Genomic DNA, 19,114 nt, shown 5'->3' with positions numbered 1-19,114 from the left:
GCCGGGAACAGCGGCAGTGGGGCGGGTGGGACTCGAACCCACGGCCGACGGATTATGAGTCCGCTGCTCTAACCGGCTGAGCTACCGCCCCTTTTCGGCGTGGCGCGTACAAGTGTGCGCGCCGTCTGCCGCAGCATAGCCGGTCATACGATCTCTCGCTCCGGATGGTTCGGCTTCGCATGACCATGAAGACCGCGCTGCCCCCTGCCCGGTTCCGAACGGAGCGAAGTAGACGCGAAAGAATCACGTGCACCCCACACGCACCACAGCGAAGGGCCGACGACAGGCACGCGAAAAAGGACCCCTCGGGGTCCTCTTCCGTTCCGCTCCCCCGACTGGACTCGAACCAGTAACCCTCCGGTTAACAGCCGAATGCTCTGCCAATTGAGCTACAGGGGATCGCGCTCCCCCGACTGGACTCGAACCAGTAACCTGCCGGTTAACAGCCGGCTGCTCTGCCAATTGAGCTACAGGGGATTGCTGCGTTTGCACCGAACCCTACCTGCCTGGCTCCTGCCGGGCGGCGCGCGTTCGCTGCGACACATACATTAGCGCAAGCAGGGGGGTGCTTTGCCAATCGGTATCGCCCGGGGTGATCTCGGGTGCCCGTGGGTAGGCGGGCAGCACACGTCGCACTGAGCAAGGAAGGGTGGCAGCCATGCGGTACCGGCTCACGTTCATCGCCGGACTGGCCCTCGGATACGTGATCGGCACGCGGGCCGGGCGCGAGCGTTACGAGCAGCTGAAGAAGTCCGCACGTCAGTTCGCCCAGAATCCGGCCGTGCGCAATACCGCCGAGTCCGCGGCGCAGAGCGGCCGTGATCTGGCCGGCAAGGCCTACCACGCAGTCAGCGACAAGGTCGGCGACAAGGTGCCCGCCTCGGTGGCCGACCGGGTGCGCTCGCTGCGGGACCGCGGCCAGAACGGCGAGGACGACTGGGGCACGACCAACACCTAGCCCGGGGCCGCCCCTCACTGCCCCGCCACCGGTACGGAAACGCTCCGACGGTGCGGCAGAATCTTGGGCATGGGCATAGTCGCCGGCTTGGACAGTTCTTCCGCCTTCACACACATCGTCGTCTGCGATACGGACACGGGCGCCGTGCTGCGCCGGGGGTACGCCGCACACCCCGTCGAAGCGAAGGCCACCGAGGTGGACCCGCAGGCGTGGCTGCTCTCACTCGGTGAGGCGGCCACCGGCGGGCTGCTCGAAGGTGTGCAGGCCATCGGGGTCTCCGCGCAGCAGCACGGTCTGGTGCCGCTGGACCAGCAGGGCAATCTCGTCCGTCCGGCGCTGCTCGGCAATGACAGGCGGGCACAGGCCGCCGCGGCCGATCTGATCGACGGGCTCGGCGGGCGGCAGCACTGGGCCGAGGCGGTCGGGTCGGTGCCGCAGGCCGCGCAGCCGGTGTCGAAGCTGCGCTGGCTGGCGCGGACCGAGCCGGAGGCGGCGCAGCGCGTGGCCTCGGTGCTGCAGCCGCACGACTGGCTGGTGTGGCAGCTGCTGGGGCGGCCGGCCCGGCGGACCACAGACCGGGGTGCCGCGTCCGGCACCGGTTACTGGTCGGCGGGCAGTGGTGCCTACCGGCCCGACCTGGTGGAGCTCGCGCTCGGGCACCAAGCGGCGCTGCCCGAGGTGCTCGGCCCCTCCGATGCGGCCGGGACGACGCCCGAGGGGCTGCTGATCTCCGCGGGGACCGGCGAGACGATGGCGGCGGCGTTCGGGCTCGGGGTCGGGGCCGGCGATGCGGTGGTGTCGCTGGGCGCGTCGGGTTCGGTCATGGCGGTGCACCACGAGGCGCTGTCCGATCCGAGCGGGATGATCACTTCGTTCGCGGACGCGACCGGGATGCATCTGCCGGTGGTACACACGTCGAATGCGGTACGCGCGTTGCGGGGGTCCGTCGAGATGCTGGGCGTGGAGGGACTGGAGGAGCTGTCCGCGCTGGCGCTGAAGTCGACGCCGGGCGCCTCCGGGCTCGTACTCCTGCCGTATCTGGAGGGCGAGCGCACCCCGCATCTGCCGCACACGGCGGGGACGCTGTGCGGGCTGCGGCGCGAGTCGATGAAGCCGGAGCATCTGGCGCGGGCGGCGTTCGAGGGGATGCTGTGCTCGCTGGCCGACGCGCTCGATGTACTGCGCGGCCGCGGTGTCGAGGTGCGGCGGGTCTTCCTGCTGGGGGCGGCGGCCGAACTGCCCGCGGTGCAGGGGCTCGCGCCCGCGCTGTTCGGTACGCAGGTGGTCGTGCCGCAGCCCGCCGAGTACGCGGCGCTGGGCGCGGCCCGGCAGGCGGCCTGGGCTCTGGGTGTCTCGCAGGGGACGGCCGATCCGCTCACTCCCCCGGCCTGGCAGGGTGCCGCGGCGCAGGTGCTGGAGCCGGGCGAGGAGCTGGCGGTCGGCCGGGCGGTGCGCCAGCAGTACGTGGCCACGCGCGACCAGATTCATCCGGGGGCGTTCGACTCCGCGCCCTGAGCCGCCCACCCTGCGTGACATGACCGGGTACACCTGACGGAGATCGATCTTCCGCATATGTACTCGGTCTTTTTTTTGACCTGGTCTTGAATAAAATCGTTCGCAGTCCCCGTCGGGGGTACCGGAAAATGGGTCGCCTCCCGACCTCTGCCGACTCCGAGAGACACGCGTGCTCATAAAACTCCTGCGGGCCTGTCTCGGTCCGTACAAGAAACCCATCCTGCTCCTGGTCCTCCTCCAACTCCTGCAGACCTGCGCCAGCCTCTATCTGCCCACCCTGAACGCCGACATCATCGACAACGGTGTCGTCAAGGGGGACACGGGCTACATCCTGGAGTTCGGCGGCATCATGATCGCCGTCAGCGTCGCCCAGGTGGTCTGCAACATGGGGGCCGTCTACTACGGCGCCCGCACCGCGTCCGCCCTCGGCCGTGATGTCCGGGCGTCGGTCTTCGACCGGGTGCAGTCGTTCTCGGCGCGTGAGGTCGGGCGGTTCGGCGCACCCTCGCTGATCACGCGTACGACCAATGACGTCCAGCAGGTCCAGATGCTCGTGCTGATGACGTTCACCCTGATGGTGTCGGCGCCGATCATGTGCGTCGGCGGCATCATCATGGCGCTCGGCCAGGACGTCCCGCTTTCGGCCGTGCTGCTCGCGGTGGTGCCGGTGCTCGGCATCGCGGTGAGCCTGATCGTCAAGCGGATGCGGCCGCTGTTCCGCACCATGCAGGAGCGGGTCGACACCGTGAACCGGGTGCTGCGCGAGCAGATCACCGGCAACCGCGTGATCCGCGCCTTCGTCCGTGACCGTTACGAGGAGGAGCGTTTCCGCGGCGCCAACAACGAGCTGACCGATGTGGCGCTGTCCACGGGCCGGCTGATGGCGCTGATGTTCCCGACCGTGATGACGGTCGTGAATGTGTCCTCGATCGCGGTGGTCTGGTTCGGTGCCCACCGCATCGACAGCGGCGGCATGGAGATCGGTGCGCTGACCGCGTTCCTTGCCTATCTGATGCAGATCGTCATGTCGGTGATGATGGCCACCTTCATGTTCATGATGGTGCCGCGCGCCGAGGTCTGTGCCGAACGCATCCAGGAGGTCCTGGAGACCGAGTCGAGCGTGGTCCCGCCGGTCAAGCCGGTCAGCGAGCTGCGCGCCCACGGTCATCTGGAGGTCCGGGGCGCGGACTTCCGCTACCCGGGCGCCGAGGAGCCGGTGCTGCGGTCGGTGGATCTGGTGGCCCGTCCCGGCGAGACCACCGCGATCATCGGGTCGACGGGCAGCGGCAAGTCGACGCTGCTCGGACTCGTACCGCGGCTGTTCGATGTGACGGACGGCCAGGTGCTGGTCGACGGCACGGACGTACGGACGCTGGAGCCGGCGCTGCTGGCGAAGACCGTGAGTCTCGTTCCGCAGAAGCCGTATCTGTTCTCCGGGACGGTCGCGACGAATCTGCGGTACGGAAACCCGGACGCCACCGACGAGGAGCTGTGGCACGCGCTGGAGGTCGCGCAGGCCAAGGAGTTCGTCGAGGAGCTGGAACACGGCCTGCACGCGCCGATCGCGCAGGGCGGCACCAATGTCTCCGGCGGACAGCGGCAGCGTCTGGCCATCGCCAGGACACTGGTGCAGCGGCCGGAGATCTACCTCTTCGACGACTCGTTCTCCGCGCTCGACTACGCGACCGACGCCGCACTGCGCGGGGCGCTCTCGCAGGAGACGGCCGAGGCGACCGTGGTGATCGTGGCGCAGCGGGTGTCCACCATCCGCGGCGCCGACCGGATCCTGGTGCTGGACGAGGGCCGGGTCGTCGGCTCCGGCACCCATCACGAGCTGATGGACGGCAATGACACGTACCGGGAGATCGTGCTCTCCCAGCTGACGGAAGCGGAGGCCGCGTAATGGCCGGGCCTGGCGGACGCATGATGGCGGGCGGGGCGCCGACCGACCGGTCCATGGACTTCAAGGGGTCATCGAAGCGGCTGCTGAAGCGCTTCGCCGCGGAGAAGACCCCGCTGTACGTGATGCTGGCGGCCTGTGTGCTCAGCGTCGGCCTGTCGGTGGTCGGACCGAAGATCCTCGGCCGGGCGACCGACCTGGTGTTCGCCGGGGTCATCGGCCGGAGCATGCAGGAGGGAACGACCAAGGAACAGGCCGTCGAGGGCCTGCGCAGGACCAACAGCGGCCTCGCCGACATGCTCTCCGGGGTGGATTTCACACCGGGTCACGGCATCGACTTCGGTGCGGTGGGTGACGTACTGCTGGTGGCACTGGCGGTCTACGTCGGTGCCGGACTGCTGATGCTGGTGGCGACGCGGCTGTCGATCCGGATCATCAACCGGATCGTGTTCCAGCTGCGCGAGGACATCCAGACGAAGCTGTCGCGGCTGCCGCTGTCCTACTTCGACCGGGCCAAGCGCGGCGAGGTGCTCAGCCGGGCGACGAACGACATCGACAACATCTCGCAGACGATGCAGCAGACGATGGGCCAGCTCATCAACTCCCTGCTCACCATCGTGGGCGTACTGATCATGATGTTCTGGGTCTCGCCGCTGCTGGCGCTGGTCGCGCTGGTGACGGTGCCGCTCTCGGTGGTCGTGGCCGCGAAGGTCGGCAAGCGGTCCCAGCCGCAGTTCGTGGAGCAGTGGAAGGTGACGGGCAAGCTCAACGCCCATATCGAGGAGATGTACACCGGGCACACCCTGGTGAAGGTCTTCGGCCGGCAGGAGGAGTCCGCGAAGGACTTCGCCGAGCAGAACGAGGCGCTGTACGAGGCCGGTTTCAAGGCGCAGTTCAACAGCGGGATCATGCAGCCGCTGATGATGTTCGTCTCCAACCTGAACTATGTGCTGATCGCCGTCGTCGGTGGCCTGCGGGTCGCTTCGGGTTCGCTGTCGATCGGTGATGTGCAGGCGTTCATCCAGTACTCGCGGCAGTTCTCGATGCCGCTGACCCAGGTCGCCTCGATGGCGAACCTGGTGCAGTCGGGCGTCGCGTCGGCCGAGCGGATCTTCGAGCTGCTGGACGCCGAGGAGCAGGGCGCCGACCCCGCGCCGGGTACCGGCGAGCACCCCGAGGAGCTGCGGGGCAGCGTCTCGCTGGAGAAGGTGTCGTTCCGCTACGACCCGGAGAAGCCGCTCATCGAGGATCTGTCACTGAACGTCGAGCCGGGTCACACGGTCGCGATCGTCGGCCCGACCGGCGCGGGCAAGACCACGCTCGTCAATCTGCTGATGCGGTTCTACGAGGTGACGGGCGGCCGTATCACCCTCGACGGGGTCGACGTGGCGAACATGTCGCGCGACGACCTGCGGTCGGGGATCGGCATGGTCCTCCAGGACACCTGGCTGTTCGGCGGGTCGATCGCGGAGAACATCGCGTACGGCGCTTCGCGCGAGGTCACCCGGGAGGAGATCGAGGAGGCGGCGAGGGCGGCCCACGCCGACCGCTTCATCCGCACCCTGCCGGACGGCTACGACACGGTGATCGACGACGAGGGCTCCGGCGTCAGCGCGGGCGAGAAGCAGCTGATCACCATCGCGCGGGCGTTCCTGTCCGACCCGGTGATCCTGGTGCTCGACGAGGCGACGAGCTCCGTCGACACCCGTACCGAGGTACTGATCCAGAAGGCGATGGCCCGCCTGTCGCACGGTCGCACGAGCTTTGTGATCGCGCACCGGCTCTCCACCATCCGGGATGCCGACGTCATCCTGGTGATGGAGAACGGCTCGATCGTCGAACAGGGCACGCACGACGAACTGCTGGATGCCGAGGGCGCGTACGCCCAGCTGTATTCGGCGCAGTTCGCGCAGGCGGTCGCCGAGGTCGACTAGAAGAAGCAGTCGGCGCATGAGGAGGGCCCGTACCGCCGACCGGCGGTGCGGGCCCTCCCTCCTCGGGCGGGACCGGGCCGCCCTCATGGGCGAGGTGCCGACCCGGACCTCTCACCGGCGGGTGCCGTTACGGCCCGGCGTCCCTGCGAGATCAGTCGAGGTAGCCGCGGAGCTGGTCGGCGAAGGCGTGGTCCCGCAGCTTGTTGAGGGTCTTGGACTCGATCTGGCGGATGCGTTCGCGTGTCACGCCGAAGATCCTGCCTATCTCCTCAAGTGTGCGGGGCCGCCCGTCGGCCAGCCCGTAGCGCAGCTGGACCACCTTCCGCTCACGCTCGTTCAGAGTGGAGAGCACCGCTTCCAGGTGCTCGCGCAGCAGCAGGAACGCGGCTGACTCGACCGGGGACGCGGCATCACCGTCCTCGATCAGGTCACCGAGGGCGACGTCCTCCTCCTCGCCGACCGGGGCATGCAGCGAGACGGGTTCCTGGGCGAGCCGCAGGACTTCGCCGACCCGCTCCGGGGTGAGGTCGAGCTGGTCGGCGACCTCCTCGGGCGTCGGCTCGTAGCCGCGCTCCTGGAGCATCCGGCGCTGCACCCGTACGACGCGGTTGATCAGTTCGACGACATGGACCGGGACCCGTATGGTCCGCGCCTGGTCGGCGAGGGCGCGGGACATCGCCTGACGGATCCACCAGGTCGCGTACGTCGAGAACTTGTAGCCCCGGGCGTAGTCGAACTTCTCGACCGCCCTGATCAGTCCGAGGTTTCCCTCCTGGACCAGATCGAGCATGGTCAGCCCGCGGCCGACATAGCGTTTGGCGACGGAGACGACGAGGCGGAGGTTGGCCTCGATGAGACGGCGCTTCGCCATCCGCCCCATGACCACCAACCGGTCGAGATCGACGGCCAGTCGGGTGTCCGGGTCCGGGGTGCTCGCGAGCCGTTCCTCGGCGAAGAGACCGGCCTCGACGCGGCGGGCGAGCTCCACCTCGTCGGCGGCGGTGAGCAGCGGAATCCGGCCGATCTCCCGCAGATACTGGCGGAAGAGGTCGGAGGACGGGCCGGTGGTCTCCGGGCGGCCCCGCGGCTCCGGCGTTTCGGGCGCCTCCGGCAGCTCCTCCATGAGTGCCTCGGGAGGGTCGGGTGGATCGGACGGTGTCTGCGGCTCCACCGCGGCCTCCGGATGATGCACGGCCCGGTTCTGCGCGGGTATGGCCGAGACATGCTCGGTTTCGGTCAGGGTCCGGGTCTGCACGGGGGCGACCTCCAGGTGATCGCTGCCGGATCGCGGGGATGGAGGACCACCGTTCGGTGGGCCGGCCGCGCTCCGATGACTCAGGCACCGCCCCCCAGTGTGGGGGAAGACACATCGCTGCCACGAGGGGCGTGCGGGGACTTTCTGAGTCCGGTCCGTGACCGAGCGGTTACGGGAACGGGCGGGTTCTTCGGGCCCGTCCGGCGATCGAGGACGCAGCTGCGACAGGCCGGACCCGGTGCGCCTTCCCGGGCCGCGGACCCGGTGCGCCTTCCCGGGCCGCGGCGCCGGATTTTCGCGTCAGAGGGCGTCGGCGCCGTTGTTGCGCAGGGCCTGGGCGTACTGCTGGAGGACCCAGACCTCGTTCTGCGCGGCCGCGAGATGGTCCGGGGCGACGTTGCTGCCGAGCCGGGCGAGGCTGCCCTGTACGTGGTTGATCCGGCGGTCGACGGCGCGCAGCCGGACCTGGACGAGCTGCATGCCCGCGTAGGTCTCGTCGATGGTCTTGCCGTGGAAGACCTCCACCGCCAGCTCGGTGACCAGATTGCGCACCGTGTCGTCGGGGGCCACGTCCAGCACCTGGACCAGATATTCGCGGGTCTCCGGGACGCCCATCTCGGCGCCGCCCGCCTCGGCGATGCACTGCCGGACCGCGGCGTACGGCGGGGCGGTGAACTCGTCGGCCCCGTAGGCGTCGAACGCCGGTGAGACGAGGGCGGGTTTCTGCAGGGCGAGCTTGAGAAGCTCACGCTCGGTGCGGTGGGCGGGGCTGCGGAGGTTGAGGGCGGGGCCCGACGGGGCGGCGGGCGCCCGGACCTGCTGGGGCTGGGGACCGCCGCGGGACGGGGCCTGCGCGGGGCCCCGCTGCTCGCCCCGCTCGCGGGCCCAGCGGGCGAGCTGGCCGACGCGCTTGACCACGAACTGGGTGTCCAGGATTCCGAGCATGCCGGCCAGCTGGACGGCGACCTCGTGCTGCGAGGAGCTGTTCTTGATCCGGGCGACGACGGGTGCCGCCTCGTCGAGCGCGGCGCCGCGGCCCGCCGGAGTCTCCAGGTCGTACCGGCCGACGATCTGGCGGAGCGCGAACTCGAAGAGCGGGGTGCGGGGTTCGACCAGGTCACGGACGGCCTCGTCACCCTTGGCCAGGCGCAGATCGCACGGGTCCATGTTGTCCGGGGCGATCGCGATGTACGTCTCGGCGGCGAACTTCTGGTCGTCCTCGAAGGCGCGCAGGGCGGCCTTCTGCCCGGCCGCGTCACCGTCGAAGGTGAAGATCACCCGGGCGCTGCCGTTGTCCATCAGGAGGCGGCGCAGGATCTTGATGTGGTCGCCGCCGAAGGCCGTACCGCAGGTGGCGATGGCGGTGGTGATCCCGGCGAGATGGCAGGCCATGACGTCGGTGTAGCCCTCGACGACCACGGCCCGGCTGGCCTTCGCGATGTCCTTCTTCGCCAGGTCGATGCCGTACAGCACCTGGGACTTCTTGTAGATCGCGGTCTCGGGGGTGTTGAGGTACTTCGGTCCGTTGTCGTCGTCGCGCAGCTTGCGGGCGCCGAAGCCGACGACATCGCCGGAGGTGTCGCTGATCGGCCACATCAGCCGACCGCGGAATCGGTCGATGGGGCCGCGCCTGCCGTCCTGGGAGAGGCCGGAGGTGATCAGCTCCTTGTCGCTGAAACCCTTGCCGCGCAGATAGCGGGTGAGGTGGTCCCAGCCGGCCGGGCTGTAGCCGACGCCGAAATGGGCGGCCGCCGCCTGGTCGAAGCCGCGCTCGGCGAGGAACTTCCGGCCGATCTCGGCCTCGGGGCTGTCCAGCTGCTCGACATAGAACTGGGCGGCCACCTTGTGCGCCTCGACCAGCCGGATGCGCTCACCGCGCTGGTGGGAGGGGTTGTACCCGCCCTCCTCGTACCGCAGGGTGATGCCCGCCTTGGCGGCGAGCCGCTCGACCGTCTCGGAGAACGAGAGATGGTCGATCTTCATCACGAAGGCGATCGTGTCGCCGCCCTCCTGGCAGCCGAAGCAGTGGAAGAGACCCTTGCTCGGGCTGACCTGGAAGGAGGGGGACTTCTCGTCGTGGAAGGGGCAGAGGCCCTTGAGGTTGCCGCCGCCGGCGTTGCGCAGCTGGAGATACTCGGAAACGACGGCGTCGATCGGGACCGCGTCCCGTACCGCCTTCACATCGTCGTCATTGATCCTGCCAGCCACGGGTGAAGTCTACGGGTGGGGTACGACAGCTGTGCCGCGCGATGATGTGATCCATGGAACGGCGAGGGCGCCCGACGGGTGTCGTACGGCTGAGCCGTCCCGTCCGGGGCCACCGGGCGGAACGGCCGGCTCGGCTCAGCTCAGGGAGACCAGCGGTACCGACGGGTCCGCCAGCGCGTCCGGGTCGACCTGCCGGCCGGACCGGATCAGCGCCTGCACGGTCTCGGTGACGTCCCACACGTTGACGTTCATCCCGGCCAGTACCCGGCGGTCCTTCAGCCAGAAGGCGATGAACTCGCGCTTCCCCGCATCGCCGCGGATGACCACCTGGTCGTAGCTGCCCGGCGGCGCCCAGCCCGAGTATTCGAGGCCGAGGTCGTACTGGTCGGAGAAGAAGTAGGGCACCCGGTCGTAGCTGACGTCCTTGCCGAGCATGGCGCGGGCCGCGGCCGGGCCGCTGTTCAGCGCGTTCGCCCAGTGCTCCACGCGCAGCCGGGCGCCGAGCAGCGGATGGGCCACGTTCGCGACGTCACCGGCCGCGAAGATGTGCGGGTCGGACGTGCGCAGGGAGGCGTCGACGGCGATGCCTCCGCCGTCCTTGCGCGCGGCCATGTCGAGCCCCGCGGCTTCGGCGAGCGCGGTGCGGGGGGCTGCACCGATCGCGGCGAGCACGTCGTGGGCCGGGTGCTCCTCGCCGTCGTCGGTGCGGACCGCGAGGACCAGGCCGTCCTGGCCGATGATCTCGGTGAGGCGGACGCCGAAGTGGAAGCGGACACCGTGGTCGCGGTGCAGATCGGTGAAGATCTGGCCCAGTTCGGGCCCGACGACGTGGTGCAGTGGCGTCGGCTCCGGTTCGACGACGGTGACCTCGGCACCGTAACCACGTGCCGCCGCCGCGACCTCCAGGCCGATCCAGCCGGCCCCGGCGATCACCAGATGGCCGTTGTCGCGGCCGAGGGAGGCCAGTACGTTGCGCAGCCGGTCCGAGTGGGCGAGACGGCGCAAATGGTGGACTCCGGCCAGGTCCGTACCCGGAATGGGGAGGCGGCGCGGCTCGGCCCCGGTGGCGAGCAGCAGCTTGTCGTAGTGGACGACGGTGCCGTCGCCGAGCTGTACGGAGCGGGCCTCCCGGTCGAGGCTGGTGACGGGCTGGCCCAGGTGGAGCTCGATGTCGGCGCCCGCGTACCAGGCGGTCTCGTGGACGAAGACGCTGTCCCGTTCCTCCTTGCCGGTCAGATAACCCTTGGAGAGCGGAGGCCGTTCGTACGGATGGTCGCGTTCATCGCCGAGAAGGATCACCCGGCCGCTGAAACCTTCCGCCCGGAGTGTCTCGGCTGCCTTCGCTCCTGCCAGTCCTCCGCCGACGATGACGAACGTCCGATGTGCGTCGACCACTTGATGCCTCCTCGGTGCTTGCTGCGCGGGGCCCAACTGCGAGCGTCCCGCACGCAGCGTGATGGCGAAAGAGGGTGTACACCGATCAGGTCACACCCAGTGGTCACAGGCCCGTCTGCGCGGCTCGGCCGATACCGCGCCGTGCGGCTCGCGGACCCGACCGGCCGGGACGGGATCCCGGTCAGCGGCCGCCGCCGCTGAGCGATGCGTGCAGGGAGCGTGCGGAGGCGTCGGTCAGGGCGGCGATCTGGTCGACCAGGACCCGTTTGCGGGCCCTGTCGTCGTGGGCGGCGTAGAACAGCGCCCGGAACTGCGGCTCCAGCCCCTCCGGGGCACGTGCGGTCAGCGCGGCGGCCAGTTCCGCGATGACGATCCGCTGGTCGGCGCGGATGGCCTCCTGCTCGGCGCGCTGCATGACGTACCGGTCGGCGACCGCCTTGAGCACGGCGCATTCGTTGCGTGCCTCGCGGGGGACGACGAGTTCGGCGCCGTAGCGGCCGAGGCGACCCGTCCCGTACGCCAGCCGGGTGCTGCTCTCGGCGGCGAGACAGAACCGGCCGATCAGCTGGCTCGTCGCGTCCTTCAGCCGGGCCTGGGCGACGGCGGATCCGTCGTAGCCGTGCGGCCACCAGTCCTGGCCGATGAGCCGGTCCAGAGCGTCGGCCAGTTCGTCGGGGTGGGTGTCCGCCGGAACGTAGCGGCCGACGGCGACCGCCCAGATCTCGTTCCGCTCGGGCTCGGCGTAGAGACAATTGGGGTCGATGTGCCCGGCGTGCAGCCCGTCCTCGAAGTCGTGCACCGAGTACGCGACGTCGTCGGACCAGTCCATGACCTGGGCCTCGAAGCACTTGCGGTCCTTCGGGGCGCCCCGGCGGGCCCACTCGAAGACCGGCAGGTCGTCCTCGTACACCCCGAATTTCGGCGAGCCGGGGTCGAAGGGGTGCCCGCCACGCGGCCACGGGTACTTGGTGGCCGCGTCCAGAGCGGCACGGGTCAGGTTGAGTCCGACGCTGACCAGCTCGCCGGTCCGGGTGTCGGGCACGAACCGCTTCGGTTCGAGCCTGGTCAGCAGGCGCAGCGACTGGGCGTTGCCCTCGAAGCCCCCGCAGTCCGACGCGAAGTCGTTGAGCGCCTGCTCCCCGTTGTGTCCGAACGGCGGGTGGCCCAGGTCATGGGCGAGGCAGGCCGTCTCGACCAGATCGGGGTCGCAGCCGAGCGCCGCCCCGAGTTCGCGCCCGACCTGGGCGCATTCCAGGGAGTGCGTGAGCCGGGTACGCGGGCTGGCGTCCCAGGCGTGGCTACGGGTGCCGGGAGTGACGACCTGGGTCTTCCCGGCGAGGCGGCGCAGCGCGGCGGAATGCAGCACTCGGGCGCGGTCACGCTGGAATGCGGTACGACCGGGCCGTTTGTCCGGCTCGGTGTCCCAGCGCTCGGCGTCGGCCGCGCCGTAGGGGGCCGTGCCGTGGTCCTGTGCGCACTGAGTGCCCTGCGCGCACTGTGTGCCCTGCGTACCGTCCATGCCGTCCATGCCGTCCATGGTTCCGACAGTAAACGGCCGGGCCGACAAGAGAGCTCAGGCGAATGCGCGGCGGCCGGATCGGGGGAAGGAGCCACGAGCCGCTATTCGGCCGTCACGACCCCGGCCGTGAACCGCCGGGCAGTGTCCGGGGCCGGGGCCTGTGCGGCGGTCCGGCGGGTTCCGTTCAGGGAGACGAGGCTCAGCTGGGTGCCGAGCTGCGCGGTGATGCGCGTCAACAGTTGCGCCGTGCTGTCGAGGGGCAAGGACTCATCGGGATGTGCCGGTGCCGACTCCGTCATGGACCGATGATGCAGGGCCGAGGTTGCCACACCGTTGCGCGAGGATGACGGGTGCCTCCCGCGGGCGCGTCGAGCGTTCGGGGCGGAGCCGGGCCGTGCCGGGCCTCGGAATCAGGCCGCGCCGCCGAAGAGCCGCTCGATGACGTGCGCGACCCCGTCCTCCTCGTTGGAGAGCGTGTGCGTCCGTATGGCGGCCAGCACACTCGGGTGGGCATTGCCCATCGCGTAGCCGGTGCCGGCCCAGTCGAGGACGGTCAGGTCGTTGGGCATGTCACCGAAGGCGATGACCTCCGTGGCGTCGATGCCCCGCCCGGCGCACAGCATCGAGAGCGTGCCGGCCTTGGTGACGCCGGACGCGCTGACCTCCAGCAGCCCGCGCCCGCCGGAGTGGGTGAGCTGTACCTCGTCGCCCGTCCCTTCCTCGGCAGCGGCCAGCAGGGCGTCCGCGTCGAGCCGGTCCGACCAGGCGAGCAGCTTGGTGACGGGGACGTCGGTCAGCCACAGATCCGCCAGCGACGGTACGGGCAGCTCGGCGCCGATGTCCTCGGAGAGCCGCAGCCGGTAGGCGGGTTCGTACAGGACATGGCTGCCGGTCTCCAGGGCGAAGCCGATCTCGGGCACGGCAGCGGCGAGCGCGGTGGCCACGCGCCGGGCGGTGGCGAGGGGCAGGGCGCGGAAGGAGACGACGGCGCGCGTCCCGATGTCGTACACCACCGCCCCGTTGCTGCACACGGCTGTCCCCTTGAGGCCGGCGGCCTCGGCGAGCCGGTCGACGAATCTGGGCGGCCGGGCAGTGACGAGGACGACCTCTGTACCCGCGCTCTCGGCCGTGCGCAGGGCGCGCAGGGTGCGGGGCGAGAGGGTGCCGTCGTTGCGCAGGAGTGTGCCGTCGAGATCGGAGGCGATCAGCCGTGGAAGCAACATTGCCCGATGCTACTGGGCGTTCTCCGGACAATCGCCGGTCTCGGTCCGAGTCGCACCGGAGCAGCACGCCCGGCCCGTCCGGGGTGCGCACCGGCACCCATGCCTCGTCCGCCTCGCCCAACCGGCTCTCGTCCCGGCGCAGTTCGTGGGGCTGGTGGTCCACGCCGTCGCAGAGCCGGTGGAGGATGTCCCCGACCGCGCTGCTTCAATGGGTTTTCCGGGCCGCCCGTTCCGCTGCCGCGTGCCACCACGCCGGGGCAGACGGGAATCCTGGCTGCGAGGTCGGCTGGTCGGGATGGAGGCCGAGCGGAATCAGCGCCGAAGCCCGGACGCGGACGGTGATCCCGCCGTGCCAGTGGCCGTCCGGGCCCGGGCCGCAGGCCAGGTCGACGTGCAGGTCGTCGACGGCGAACGGCATCCAGTCGATGCCCCGGTCCCGCAGTCAAGCGCGGACGGCAGCCGCGGGATGCGGTCGGCCCTTCAGATTCTCGTACGCGGCGACGGTCACCCAGTCGTCTGTCCCGGTTCCAGGTCGGTTCATGGTGGCCATCCTGCCCGAGGTGTCTGCGGCACGATCGGAAACGGTGACCAGATCAACGAAATCGGGAGCTGGAGAACCCTTTCCCCCCGTCGCTCGTCCGATCATGTGGGACAGCGCGGCACAGGGCACGGACAGGGGGACACCCATGTGGGAGAAGCAGCCGGGGCGGCTCGGGCGGTTGCGGCCGCGATGGCCGCGGACGCGGCGCGGGCAGCGGCGGCTCGTGCAGGGGGTGATGGTCGCCTGCGTAGCGGCTCTGGCACCCACGACCTGGATGTACTCCGTGGCCGACGCTCGCGTCAGGACGACTGCGGACGCACCCGCGCAGCAGGTCGCCATGGTGTTCGGGGCCGGTCTCTGGGAGGGCAAGCCGTCGCCGTATCTCGCGAACCGGCTGAACGCCGCCGCCGAGCTCTACCGGAACGGGAAGGTGAAGGTCGTGCTCGTGACCGGTGACAACAGCCGGAAGGAGTACGACGAACCCGACGCCATGCGTACGTATCTCAGGGCGCACGGGGTGCCGGACGGGCGGATCGTGAGCGACTTCGCCGGGTTCGACACCTGGGACTCGTGCGTTCGGGCCAAGAAGATCTTCGGCGTCGACCGCGCGGTGCTGGTGAGCCAGGGGTTCCACATCCGGCGGGCGATCGCGCTGTGCCGGACCGCGGGGATCGATGCGTACGGGGTCGGCGTCGACGCCGTACACGATGCGACCTGGTACTACGGCGGGACGCGGGAGATGTTCGCGGCCGGGAAGGCGGCGCTGGATGCCGTGTTCAGGCCCGACCCGCACTTCCTGGGGCCGAAGGAGCCCGGGGTCGAAGAGGCCCTGGCGGCGGACGGGCGCTGAGGGCGGGCGCCCCCGGGCGGATGCCGGCTCTACAGAGAGGTGACCGGGGCGGTCTCGGCGGAGACCCAGTCGAGGTAACGGGCGCTGCCCTGTACCACCGGGATCGCGACGATCTCCGGTGTTTCGTAGTCGTGCACCGCCAGGAGATGGGCCTCCAGTTCGTCGTACCGCTCGGCCGTTGTCTTGAACAGCAGCTGCCACTCCTCGGTGGTCTCGATGGCGTTCTGCCACCGGTAGACCGAGGTGACGGGCGCGGAGATCTGTACGCAGGCGGCGAGCCGCGCCTCCACCGCGCCCTGCGCCAGGGAATGGGCCTTCTCCTCGCTGTCCGTCGTGGTCAGTACGGTCAGCAATGCCGGCGTCGTCACCTTCGGGCTCCTCTGCGTTGAAGTGAGTTGTGGTGAGCGGGAGTGAGTCCTGGCGGTGGGTTCGCGGGGTGGGAACAGAGGTTCCGGAGCCGAATGGGTGACCTTGGCGACTGCTGCTCGTTGGACTGGTTGGCAGGTGCCCGGCCTGGCGGGAGGGAGTGATGTGGTGGGTGGTTTGCGGGAGTTGGCCGGGTCCTTCGTAGTGCCCGGGCCTTGCGGGGTGGCGATCCGGGACCGTCTGAAGCACCTCACGCCCCAGGACGAGAGTGTTCTGCGCGCGGTCGGTGAGCATCAGGGGCGTCTGGCTTCGCGTGATCTCAGGGCCCGCTGTGCGGATGGCCTGGAGCACAGCAAGGATACCTGGGCGTCGCGCAAGCGGGACCTGACGCCGCTGTCGTCGTCGCGGATCGCGGGTGCGATCACCAAGGCCACGCACGATCAGTGGGCGCTGGCCCGCCGTTGCCAGGCCGCGCACATGAAGACGCTGGAAGCCGGGATCGGGACGCTGCGGCACCGCCTGTCCCTCCCGATCGGTGAGCCGGGAACGAAGCGGGCCGCGGGCGGCTACCGCTCCAAGGGCGAGTGGTTCCACAAGTCCCGCCGCCTCGCCGCCCTGGAGGCACGGCATGCGGCCGTTGTCGCCGACCGGCAGGCCGGTCGGGTGCGCGTGGTGCGGGGCGGCAAACGCCTCCTCAATACCCGCCACCACCTCGCCCAGGCCCGACTGACCGAAGCCCAGTGGCGGGAGCGCTGGGAAGCGGAACGCTGGTTCATCGCTGCGGATGGTGAGTCGGGGAAGCGGTTCGGGAACGAGACCATCCGCGTTACCCCGGACGGCGAGGTCAGCATCAAACTGCCTGCCCCGCTCGCGCACCTGGCCAACGCCCGGCACGGCCGGTACGTCCTCGCCGTCCGTATCGGCTTCGCGCACCGGGGCCAGGAGTGGGCCGACCGCATCACCGCGAACCGGGCTGTCGCCTACCGCATCCACCTCGACACCGACCGCCGCCGCTGGTACCTCACCGCATCCTGGCAACGCCCCGTCGTCCAGACCATCCCCTTGGAGGCCGCCCGAGCCCGGGGCATGATCGGCGTCGACACCAACGCCGACCACTTCGCCGCCTACCACCTCGACCGGCACGGCAACCCGGTCGGCGACCCGCACCGCTTCCCCTACGACCTGTCCGGCACCGCCGATCACCGCGACGCACAGATCCGCCACGCCCTGACCCGCCTGATCAACTGGGCCAAGCAGGCCGGTGTTGCCGCGATCGCCATCGAAGACCTCGACTTCACCGCCGAGAAAACGCGGGAGAAACACGGCCGCAAGAAGCAGTTCCGGCAGCTGATCTCCGGCATCCCGACCGGCAAACTCAAGGCCCGGCTGGTCTCCATGGCGGCCGAACAGGGCCTGAGCATTGTCGCGGTCGACCCCGCCTACACCTCCCTGTGGGGTGCCCAGCACTGGCAGAAGCCACTGGCCACCCCGCACCGCAGAATGTCCCGTCACGATGCCGCCGGTATCGCGATCGGACGCCGCGCCCTCGGACACCCGATCCGGCGTCGGACGGCACCGCCCCCACACGACCGGAGCGATCGTGCGGGGCATCGGACCGCCCAGGCCGGACCAGACACCCGGGGGCGCGAGGGAACCCGCCCACCCGCAACGGACCACGCCCCCAGAGACGTGCCGCCGAACGGGAAGAGAAAGCGGCAACCCAGCGCATCCAACACCGTTCGGGATGCGCCCAGAACGCAGCAGAGGGTCCAGGACTCACTCGTGCGCACTGGTTAGGAACGGTCGGTTACAAAGTGTCCTTGCTCCCATCGTCGATGGTCGGGGGCGTTGCGGCGCGGCGCAGTGCCTGGTGGTCAGACGCCGTAGGGATGAACGGCCTTGGCGTCGCGCAGCGTGCGCCCCCACCAGACCAGCTGGTCGAGCAGCGTCTTGGCCGCCGCGTCGCAGCCCGCCGGGTCCTTGTGCCTGCCCTCGTCGTCGAACAGGGCGCCTGCGTTGTGGAACGACACCGTCTCCCTGATGCCGACGCTGTGCAGCTCCGCGAAGACCTGCCTCAGATGCTCGACGGCGCGCAGGCCTCCGGAGACTCCGCCGTACGAGACGAAGGCGACGGGTTTGGCCTGCCACTCGGCGTGGTGCCGGTCGATGAGGTTCTTCAGCGGGGCCGGGTACGAATGGTTGTACTCGGGGGTGATGACGACGAAGGCATCCGCCTTTGCCAACCTGGTCGACACGGAAGCCAGTTGGGCCTGCGCATCGGCGTCGGGCCGATAGGAGAGGGCGATCGGGAGGTCGAGTTCCGCGATGTCGATCAGATCGGTCTCGATGTCGGGACGACCGATGGTGCGCGAGAGGAACCAGTCGGAGACGACGGGGGCGAACCGTCCCTCGCGATTGCTGGCGAGGATGACCGCGACCTTCAGAGGTGCGGTGGCGGCGGTCGTGGATGCGATGGATGAGGATGTCGCGGTGAGGTCCATACGGAGAGGCTCATACGTCAACCATGGTTGAGGTCAAGTCCTGTCCGTCGGGGCCGCCGTCGCGCGCCGCGGCATACGGTGGAGCGCATGACGACTCCCCCTCCCGCACCCTTCCCGTACGCCGAGTTCGACGGGCACCCGGCCACCGAGGCGGATCTGCGGATTCCGGCCTTCCTCAACTACGGCCATTTCACGGCCATGCAGGTCAGGGACGGAAAGGTGCGCGGCCTCGCCCTGCATCTCGCCCGGCTGGACTCCGCCAACCAGGAGCTGTTCGAGCGCGGTCTCGACGGGGAGCGGGTCCGCGAACTGATCCGGCACGCGCTGGACAGTGCCGGGGTACGGGACGCCTCGACCCGGGTGTACGGCTTTCCGTCGCCGGGCGGCACGGGGACGACCGTGATGGTCACGGTGCGCGAGCCGGCGCAGAAGTCCGCCGCACCGCATGCCCTGATGTCCGTCCCGTACGCCCGGACCGTGCCGCACATCAAACGTCCCGGCGAGTTCGGCCAGACGTACTACGCAAGGCTCGCGGCACGCGCCGGTTTCGACGAGGCCCTGCTGACCACGCCGGACGGTGCGGTGACCGAGGGCTCGATCACCAACATCGGTTTCTGGGACGGCACTTCGGTCGTCTGGCCAGAAGCCCCCTCCCTGCTCGGCATCACCATGGCACTGCTGGAGCAGGAGCTGCCCGGCGCGGGACTGGAGTCCGTACGGCGCCCGGTGACGCTGGACGGGCTGGCCGCGTTCCGGTCGGCGTTCATCACCAACTCGCAGGGCATCGCGCCGGTCCGGCGCATCGACGACACCGAGTTCACGGTGGACGAGGAGCTGATGAGGCGGATCGGGCAGGCCTACGACGGAGCGCCGTGGGACACGATCTGACGCCTCCTGGCGTCACACCTGCCTGCACGGCGAACTCCATGCCCTGCTGCGGACAGCGGTC

General features: G+C 69.8%; 16 protein-coding genes, 3 tRNA genes and 1 pseudogene. 7 read left to right on the top strand and 13 right to left on the bottom strand.

The genetic code is table 11. From position 1 onward, the window contains the following. Positions 1–17: 17 nt before the first annotated feature. The 3 genes from GA0115254_RS22795 to GA0115254_RS22785 form a co-directional block, all read right to left on the bottom strand. Positions 18–91, bottom strand: a tRNA-Ile gene (locus tag GA0115254_RS22795). A gap of 235 nt (positions 92–326) precedes the next feature. After that, positions 327–399, bottom strand: a tRNA-Asn gene (locus GA0115254_RS22790). Positions 400–404: 5 nt separating this feature from the next. Continuing rightward, positions 405–477 (bottom strand) — tRNA-Asn (locus tag GA0115254_RS22785). Between the two features lie 181 nt (positions 478–658). Between GA0115254_RS22785 and GA0115254_RS22780 the strand changes: the two genes are divergently transcribed. The 4 genes from GA0115254_RS22780 to GA0115254_RS22765 all read left to right on the top strand — a co-directional run bounded on the left by GA0115254_RS22780 (position 659) and on the right by GA0115254_RS22765 (position 6,307). After that, on the top strand, positions 659–958 hold the full coding sequence (locus GA0115254_RS22780; RefSeq protein ID WP_093897142.1) for a hypothetical protein: 300 nt from the start codon (positions 659–661) through the stop codon (positions 956–958). 69 nt (positions 959–1,027) lie between these two features. Continuing rightward, the gene (locus GA0115254_RS22775; protein WP_093897141.1) at positions 1,028–2,473 is read left to right on the top strand and encodes an FGGY family carbohydrate kinase; all 1,446 of its coding nucleotides are present in this window, start codon (positions 1,028–1,030) and stop codon (positions 2,471–2,473) included. Positions 2,474–2,642: 169 nt separating this feature from the next. Continuing rightward, positions 2,643–4,376, top strand: coding sequence for an ABC transporter ATP-binding protein (locus tag GA0115254_RS22770; protein WP_093897140.1), 1,734 nt, complete (start codon positions 2,643–2,645; stop codon positions 4,374–4,376). Beyond that, positions 4,376–6,307 (top strand): ABC transporter ATP-binding protein, encoded by a 1,932-nt coding sequence (locus GA0115254_RS22765; protein ID WP_093897139.1) that lies wholly within the window; start codon positions 4,376–4,378, stop codon positions 6,305–6,307. The genes GA0115254_RS22770 and GA0115254_RS22765 overlap by 1 nt, the downstream gene beginning before the upstream one ends. 151 nt (positions 6,308–6,458) lie before the next feature. Here GA0115254_RS22765 and GA0115254_RS22760 read toward each other — a convergent pair whose 3' ends face one another. From GA0115254_RS22760 to GA0115254_RS22730, 8 genes and pseudogenes are all read right to left on the bottom strand, one after another. Next, on the bottom strand, positions 6,459–7,577 hold the full coding sequence (locus GA0115254_RS22760) for an RNA polymerase sigma factor (RefSeq protein WP_256102736.1): 1,119 nt from the start codon (positions 7,575–7,577) through the stop codon (positions 6,459–6,461). Positions 7,578–7,862: 285 nt separating this feature from the next. After that, positions 7,863–9,770, bottom strand: coding sequence for a DNA primase (gene dnaG, locus GA0115254_RS22755; RefSeq protein ID WP_093897137.1), 1,908 nt, complete (start codon positions 9,768–9,770; stop codon positions 7,863–7,865). A 135-nt stretch (positions 9,771–9,905) separates the two neighbouring features. Then, a complete protein-coding gene (locus tag GA0115254_RS22750; protein WP_093897136.1) occupies positions 9,906–11,165 on the bottom strand; it encodes an NAD(P)/FAD-dependent oxidoreductase in 1,260 nt (419 codons plus the stop codon). Positions 11,166–11,346: 181 nt separating this feature from the next. After that, positions 11,347–12,693 carry a deoxyguanosinetriphosphate triphosphohydrolase gene (locus GA0115254_RS22745; RefSeq protein ID WP_370740928.1) on the bottom strand — a complete coding sequence of 449 codons (1,347 nt, stop codon included), beginning with the start codon at positions 12,691–12,693 and terminating at the stop codon, positions 11,347–11,349. Positions 12,694–12,785: 92 nt separating this feature from the next. Further along, positions 12,786–12,983, bottom strand: coding sequence for a hypothetical protein (locus GA0115254_RS22740; RefSeq protein WP_093897135.1), 198 nt, complete (start codon positions 12,981–12,983; stop codon positions 12,786–12,788). A 111-nt stretch (positions 12,984–13,094) separates the two neighbouring features. Then, on the bottom strand, positions 13,095–13,907 hold the full coding sequence (locus GA0115254_RS22735) for a Cof-type HAD-IIB family hydrolase (RefSeq protein WP_370740927.1): 813 nt from the start codon (positions 13,905–13,907) through the stop codon (positions 13,095–13,097). A 55-nt stretch (positions 13,908–13,962) separates the two neighbouring features. Continuing rightward, a pseudogene (locus tag GA0115254_RS47730) lies at positions 13,963–14,070 on the bottom strand (DUF6210 family protein); the annotation flags it as partial. Positions 14,071–14,112: 42 nt separating this feature from the next. After that, positions 14,113–14,325 carry a hypothetical protein gene (locus tag GA0115254_RS22730; protein WP_093897134.1) on the bottom strand — a complete coding sequence of 71 codons (213 nt, stop codon included), beginning with the start codon at positions 14,323–14,325 and terminating at the stop codon, positions 14,113–14,115. 268 nt (positions 14,326–14,593) lie between these two features. On the opposite strand from GA0115254_RS22730, the gene GA0115254_RS22725 reads away from it, so the two are divergent. Then, the gene (locus tag GA0115254_RS22725) at positions 14,594–15,298 is read left to right on the top strand and encodes a SanA/YdcF family protein (RefSeq protein ID WP_093897133.1); all 705 of its coding nucleotides are present in this window, start codon (positions 14,594–14,596) and stop codon (positions 15,296–15,298) included. Positions 15,299–15,327: 29 nt separating this feature from the next. On the opposite strand, the gene cutA is transcribed toward GA0115254_RS22725, so the two are convergent. Beyond that, a complete protein-coding gene (gene cutA / locus GA0115254_RS22720) occupies positions 15,328–15,666 on the bottom strand; it encodes a divalent-cation tolerance protein CutA (protein ID WP_093897132.1) in 339 nt (112 codons plus the stop codon). Between the two features lie 166 nt (positions 15,667–15,832). On the opposite strand from cutA, the gene GA0115254_RS22715 reads away from it, so the two are divergent. Next, positions 15,833–17,461 carry an IS200/IS605 family accessory protein TnpB-related protein gene (locus tag GA0115254_RS22715; RefSeq protein WP_176740253.1) on the top strand — a complete coding sequence of 543 codons (1,629 nt, stop codon included), beginning with the start codon at positions 15,833–15,835 and terminating at the stop codon, positions 17,459–17,461. Positions 17,462–17,538: 77 nt separating this feature from the next. Here the strand turns inward: GA0115254_RS22715 and GA0115254_RS22710 are convergent, their stop codons facing one another. After that, entirely contained in the window at positions 17,539–18,165 is a 627-nt protein-coding gene (locus GA0115254_RS22710) for an NADPH-dependent FMN reductase (protein WP_093897130.1), read from the bottom strand. Positions 18,166–18,252: 87 nt separating this feature from the next. On the opposite strand from GA0115254_RS22710, the gene GA0115254_RS22705 reads away from it, so the two are divergent. After that, complete coding sequence (locus GA0115254_RS22705; protein WP_093897129.1) at positions 18,253–19,053, top strand: aminotransferase class IV family protein; 801 nt, start codon at positions 18,253–18,255, stop codon at positions 19,051–19,053. Positions 19,054–19,114: the final 61 nt, after the last annotated feature.

This window comes from Streptomyces sp. Ncost-T10-10d (assembly GCF_900091955.1).
Lineage (GTDB): Bacteria > Actinomycetota > Actinomycetes > Streptomycetales > Streptomycetaceae > Streptomyces.
The sequence above is the reverse complement of the archived record's forward strand: the minus strand, read 5'-3'. Positions and strand labels throughout refer to the sequence as shown.

Excerpts from the sequence above, each read along its gene's own strand:
- GA0115254_RS22730 (WP_093897134.1), bottom strand. The coding sequence starts at position 14,325 with ATGCCGTTCGCCGTCGACGACCTGCACGTCGACCTGGCCTGCGGCCCG.
- GA0115254_RS22725 (WP_093897133.1), top strand. The coding sequence starts at position 14,594 with ATGTGGGAGAAGCAGCCGGGGCGGCTCGGGCGGTTGCGGCCGCGATGG.
- GA0115254_RS22745 (WP_370740928.1), bottom strand. The coding sequence starts at position 12,693 with ATGGACGGCATGGACGGTACGCAGGGCACACAGTGCGCGCAGGGCACT.
- GA0115254_RS22740 (WP_093897135.1), bottom strand. The coding sequence starts at position 12,983 with ATGACGGAGTCGGCACCGGCACATCCCGATGAGTCCTTGCCCCTCGAC.
- GA0115254_RS22765 (WP_093897139.1), top strand. The coding sequence starts at position 4,376 with ATGGCCGGGCCTGGCGGACGCATGATGGCGGGCGGGGCGCCGACCGAC.
- GA0115254_RS22775 (WP_093897141.1), top strand. The coding sequence starts at position 1,028 with ATGGGCATAGTCGCCGGCTTGGACAGTTCTTCCGCCTTCACACACATC.
- GA0115254_RS22735 (WP_370740927.1), bottom strand. The coding sequence starts at position 13,907 with ATGTTGCTTCCACGGCTGATCGCCTCCGATCTCGACGGCACACTCCTG.
- GA0115254_RS22705 (WP_093897129.1), top strand. The coding sequence starts at position 18,253 with ATGACGACTCCCCCTCCCGCACCCTTCCCGTACGCCGAGTTCGACGGG.
- GA0115254_RS22710 (WP_093897130.1), bottom strand. The coding sequence starts at position 18,165 with ATGGACCTCACCGCGACATCCTCATCCATCGCATCCACGACCGCCGCC.
- GA0115254_RS22780 (WP_093897142.1), top strand. The coding sequence starts at position 659 with ATGCGGTACCGGCTCACGTTCATCGCCGGACTGGCCCTCGGATACGTG.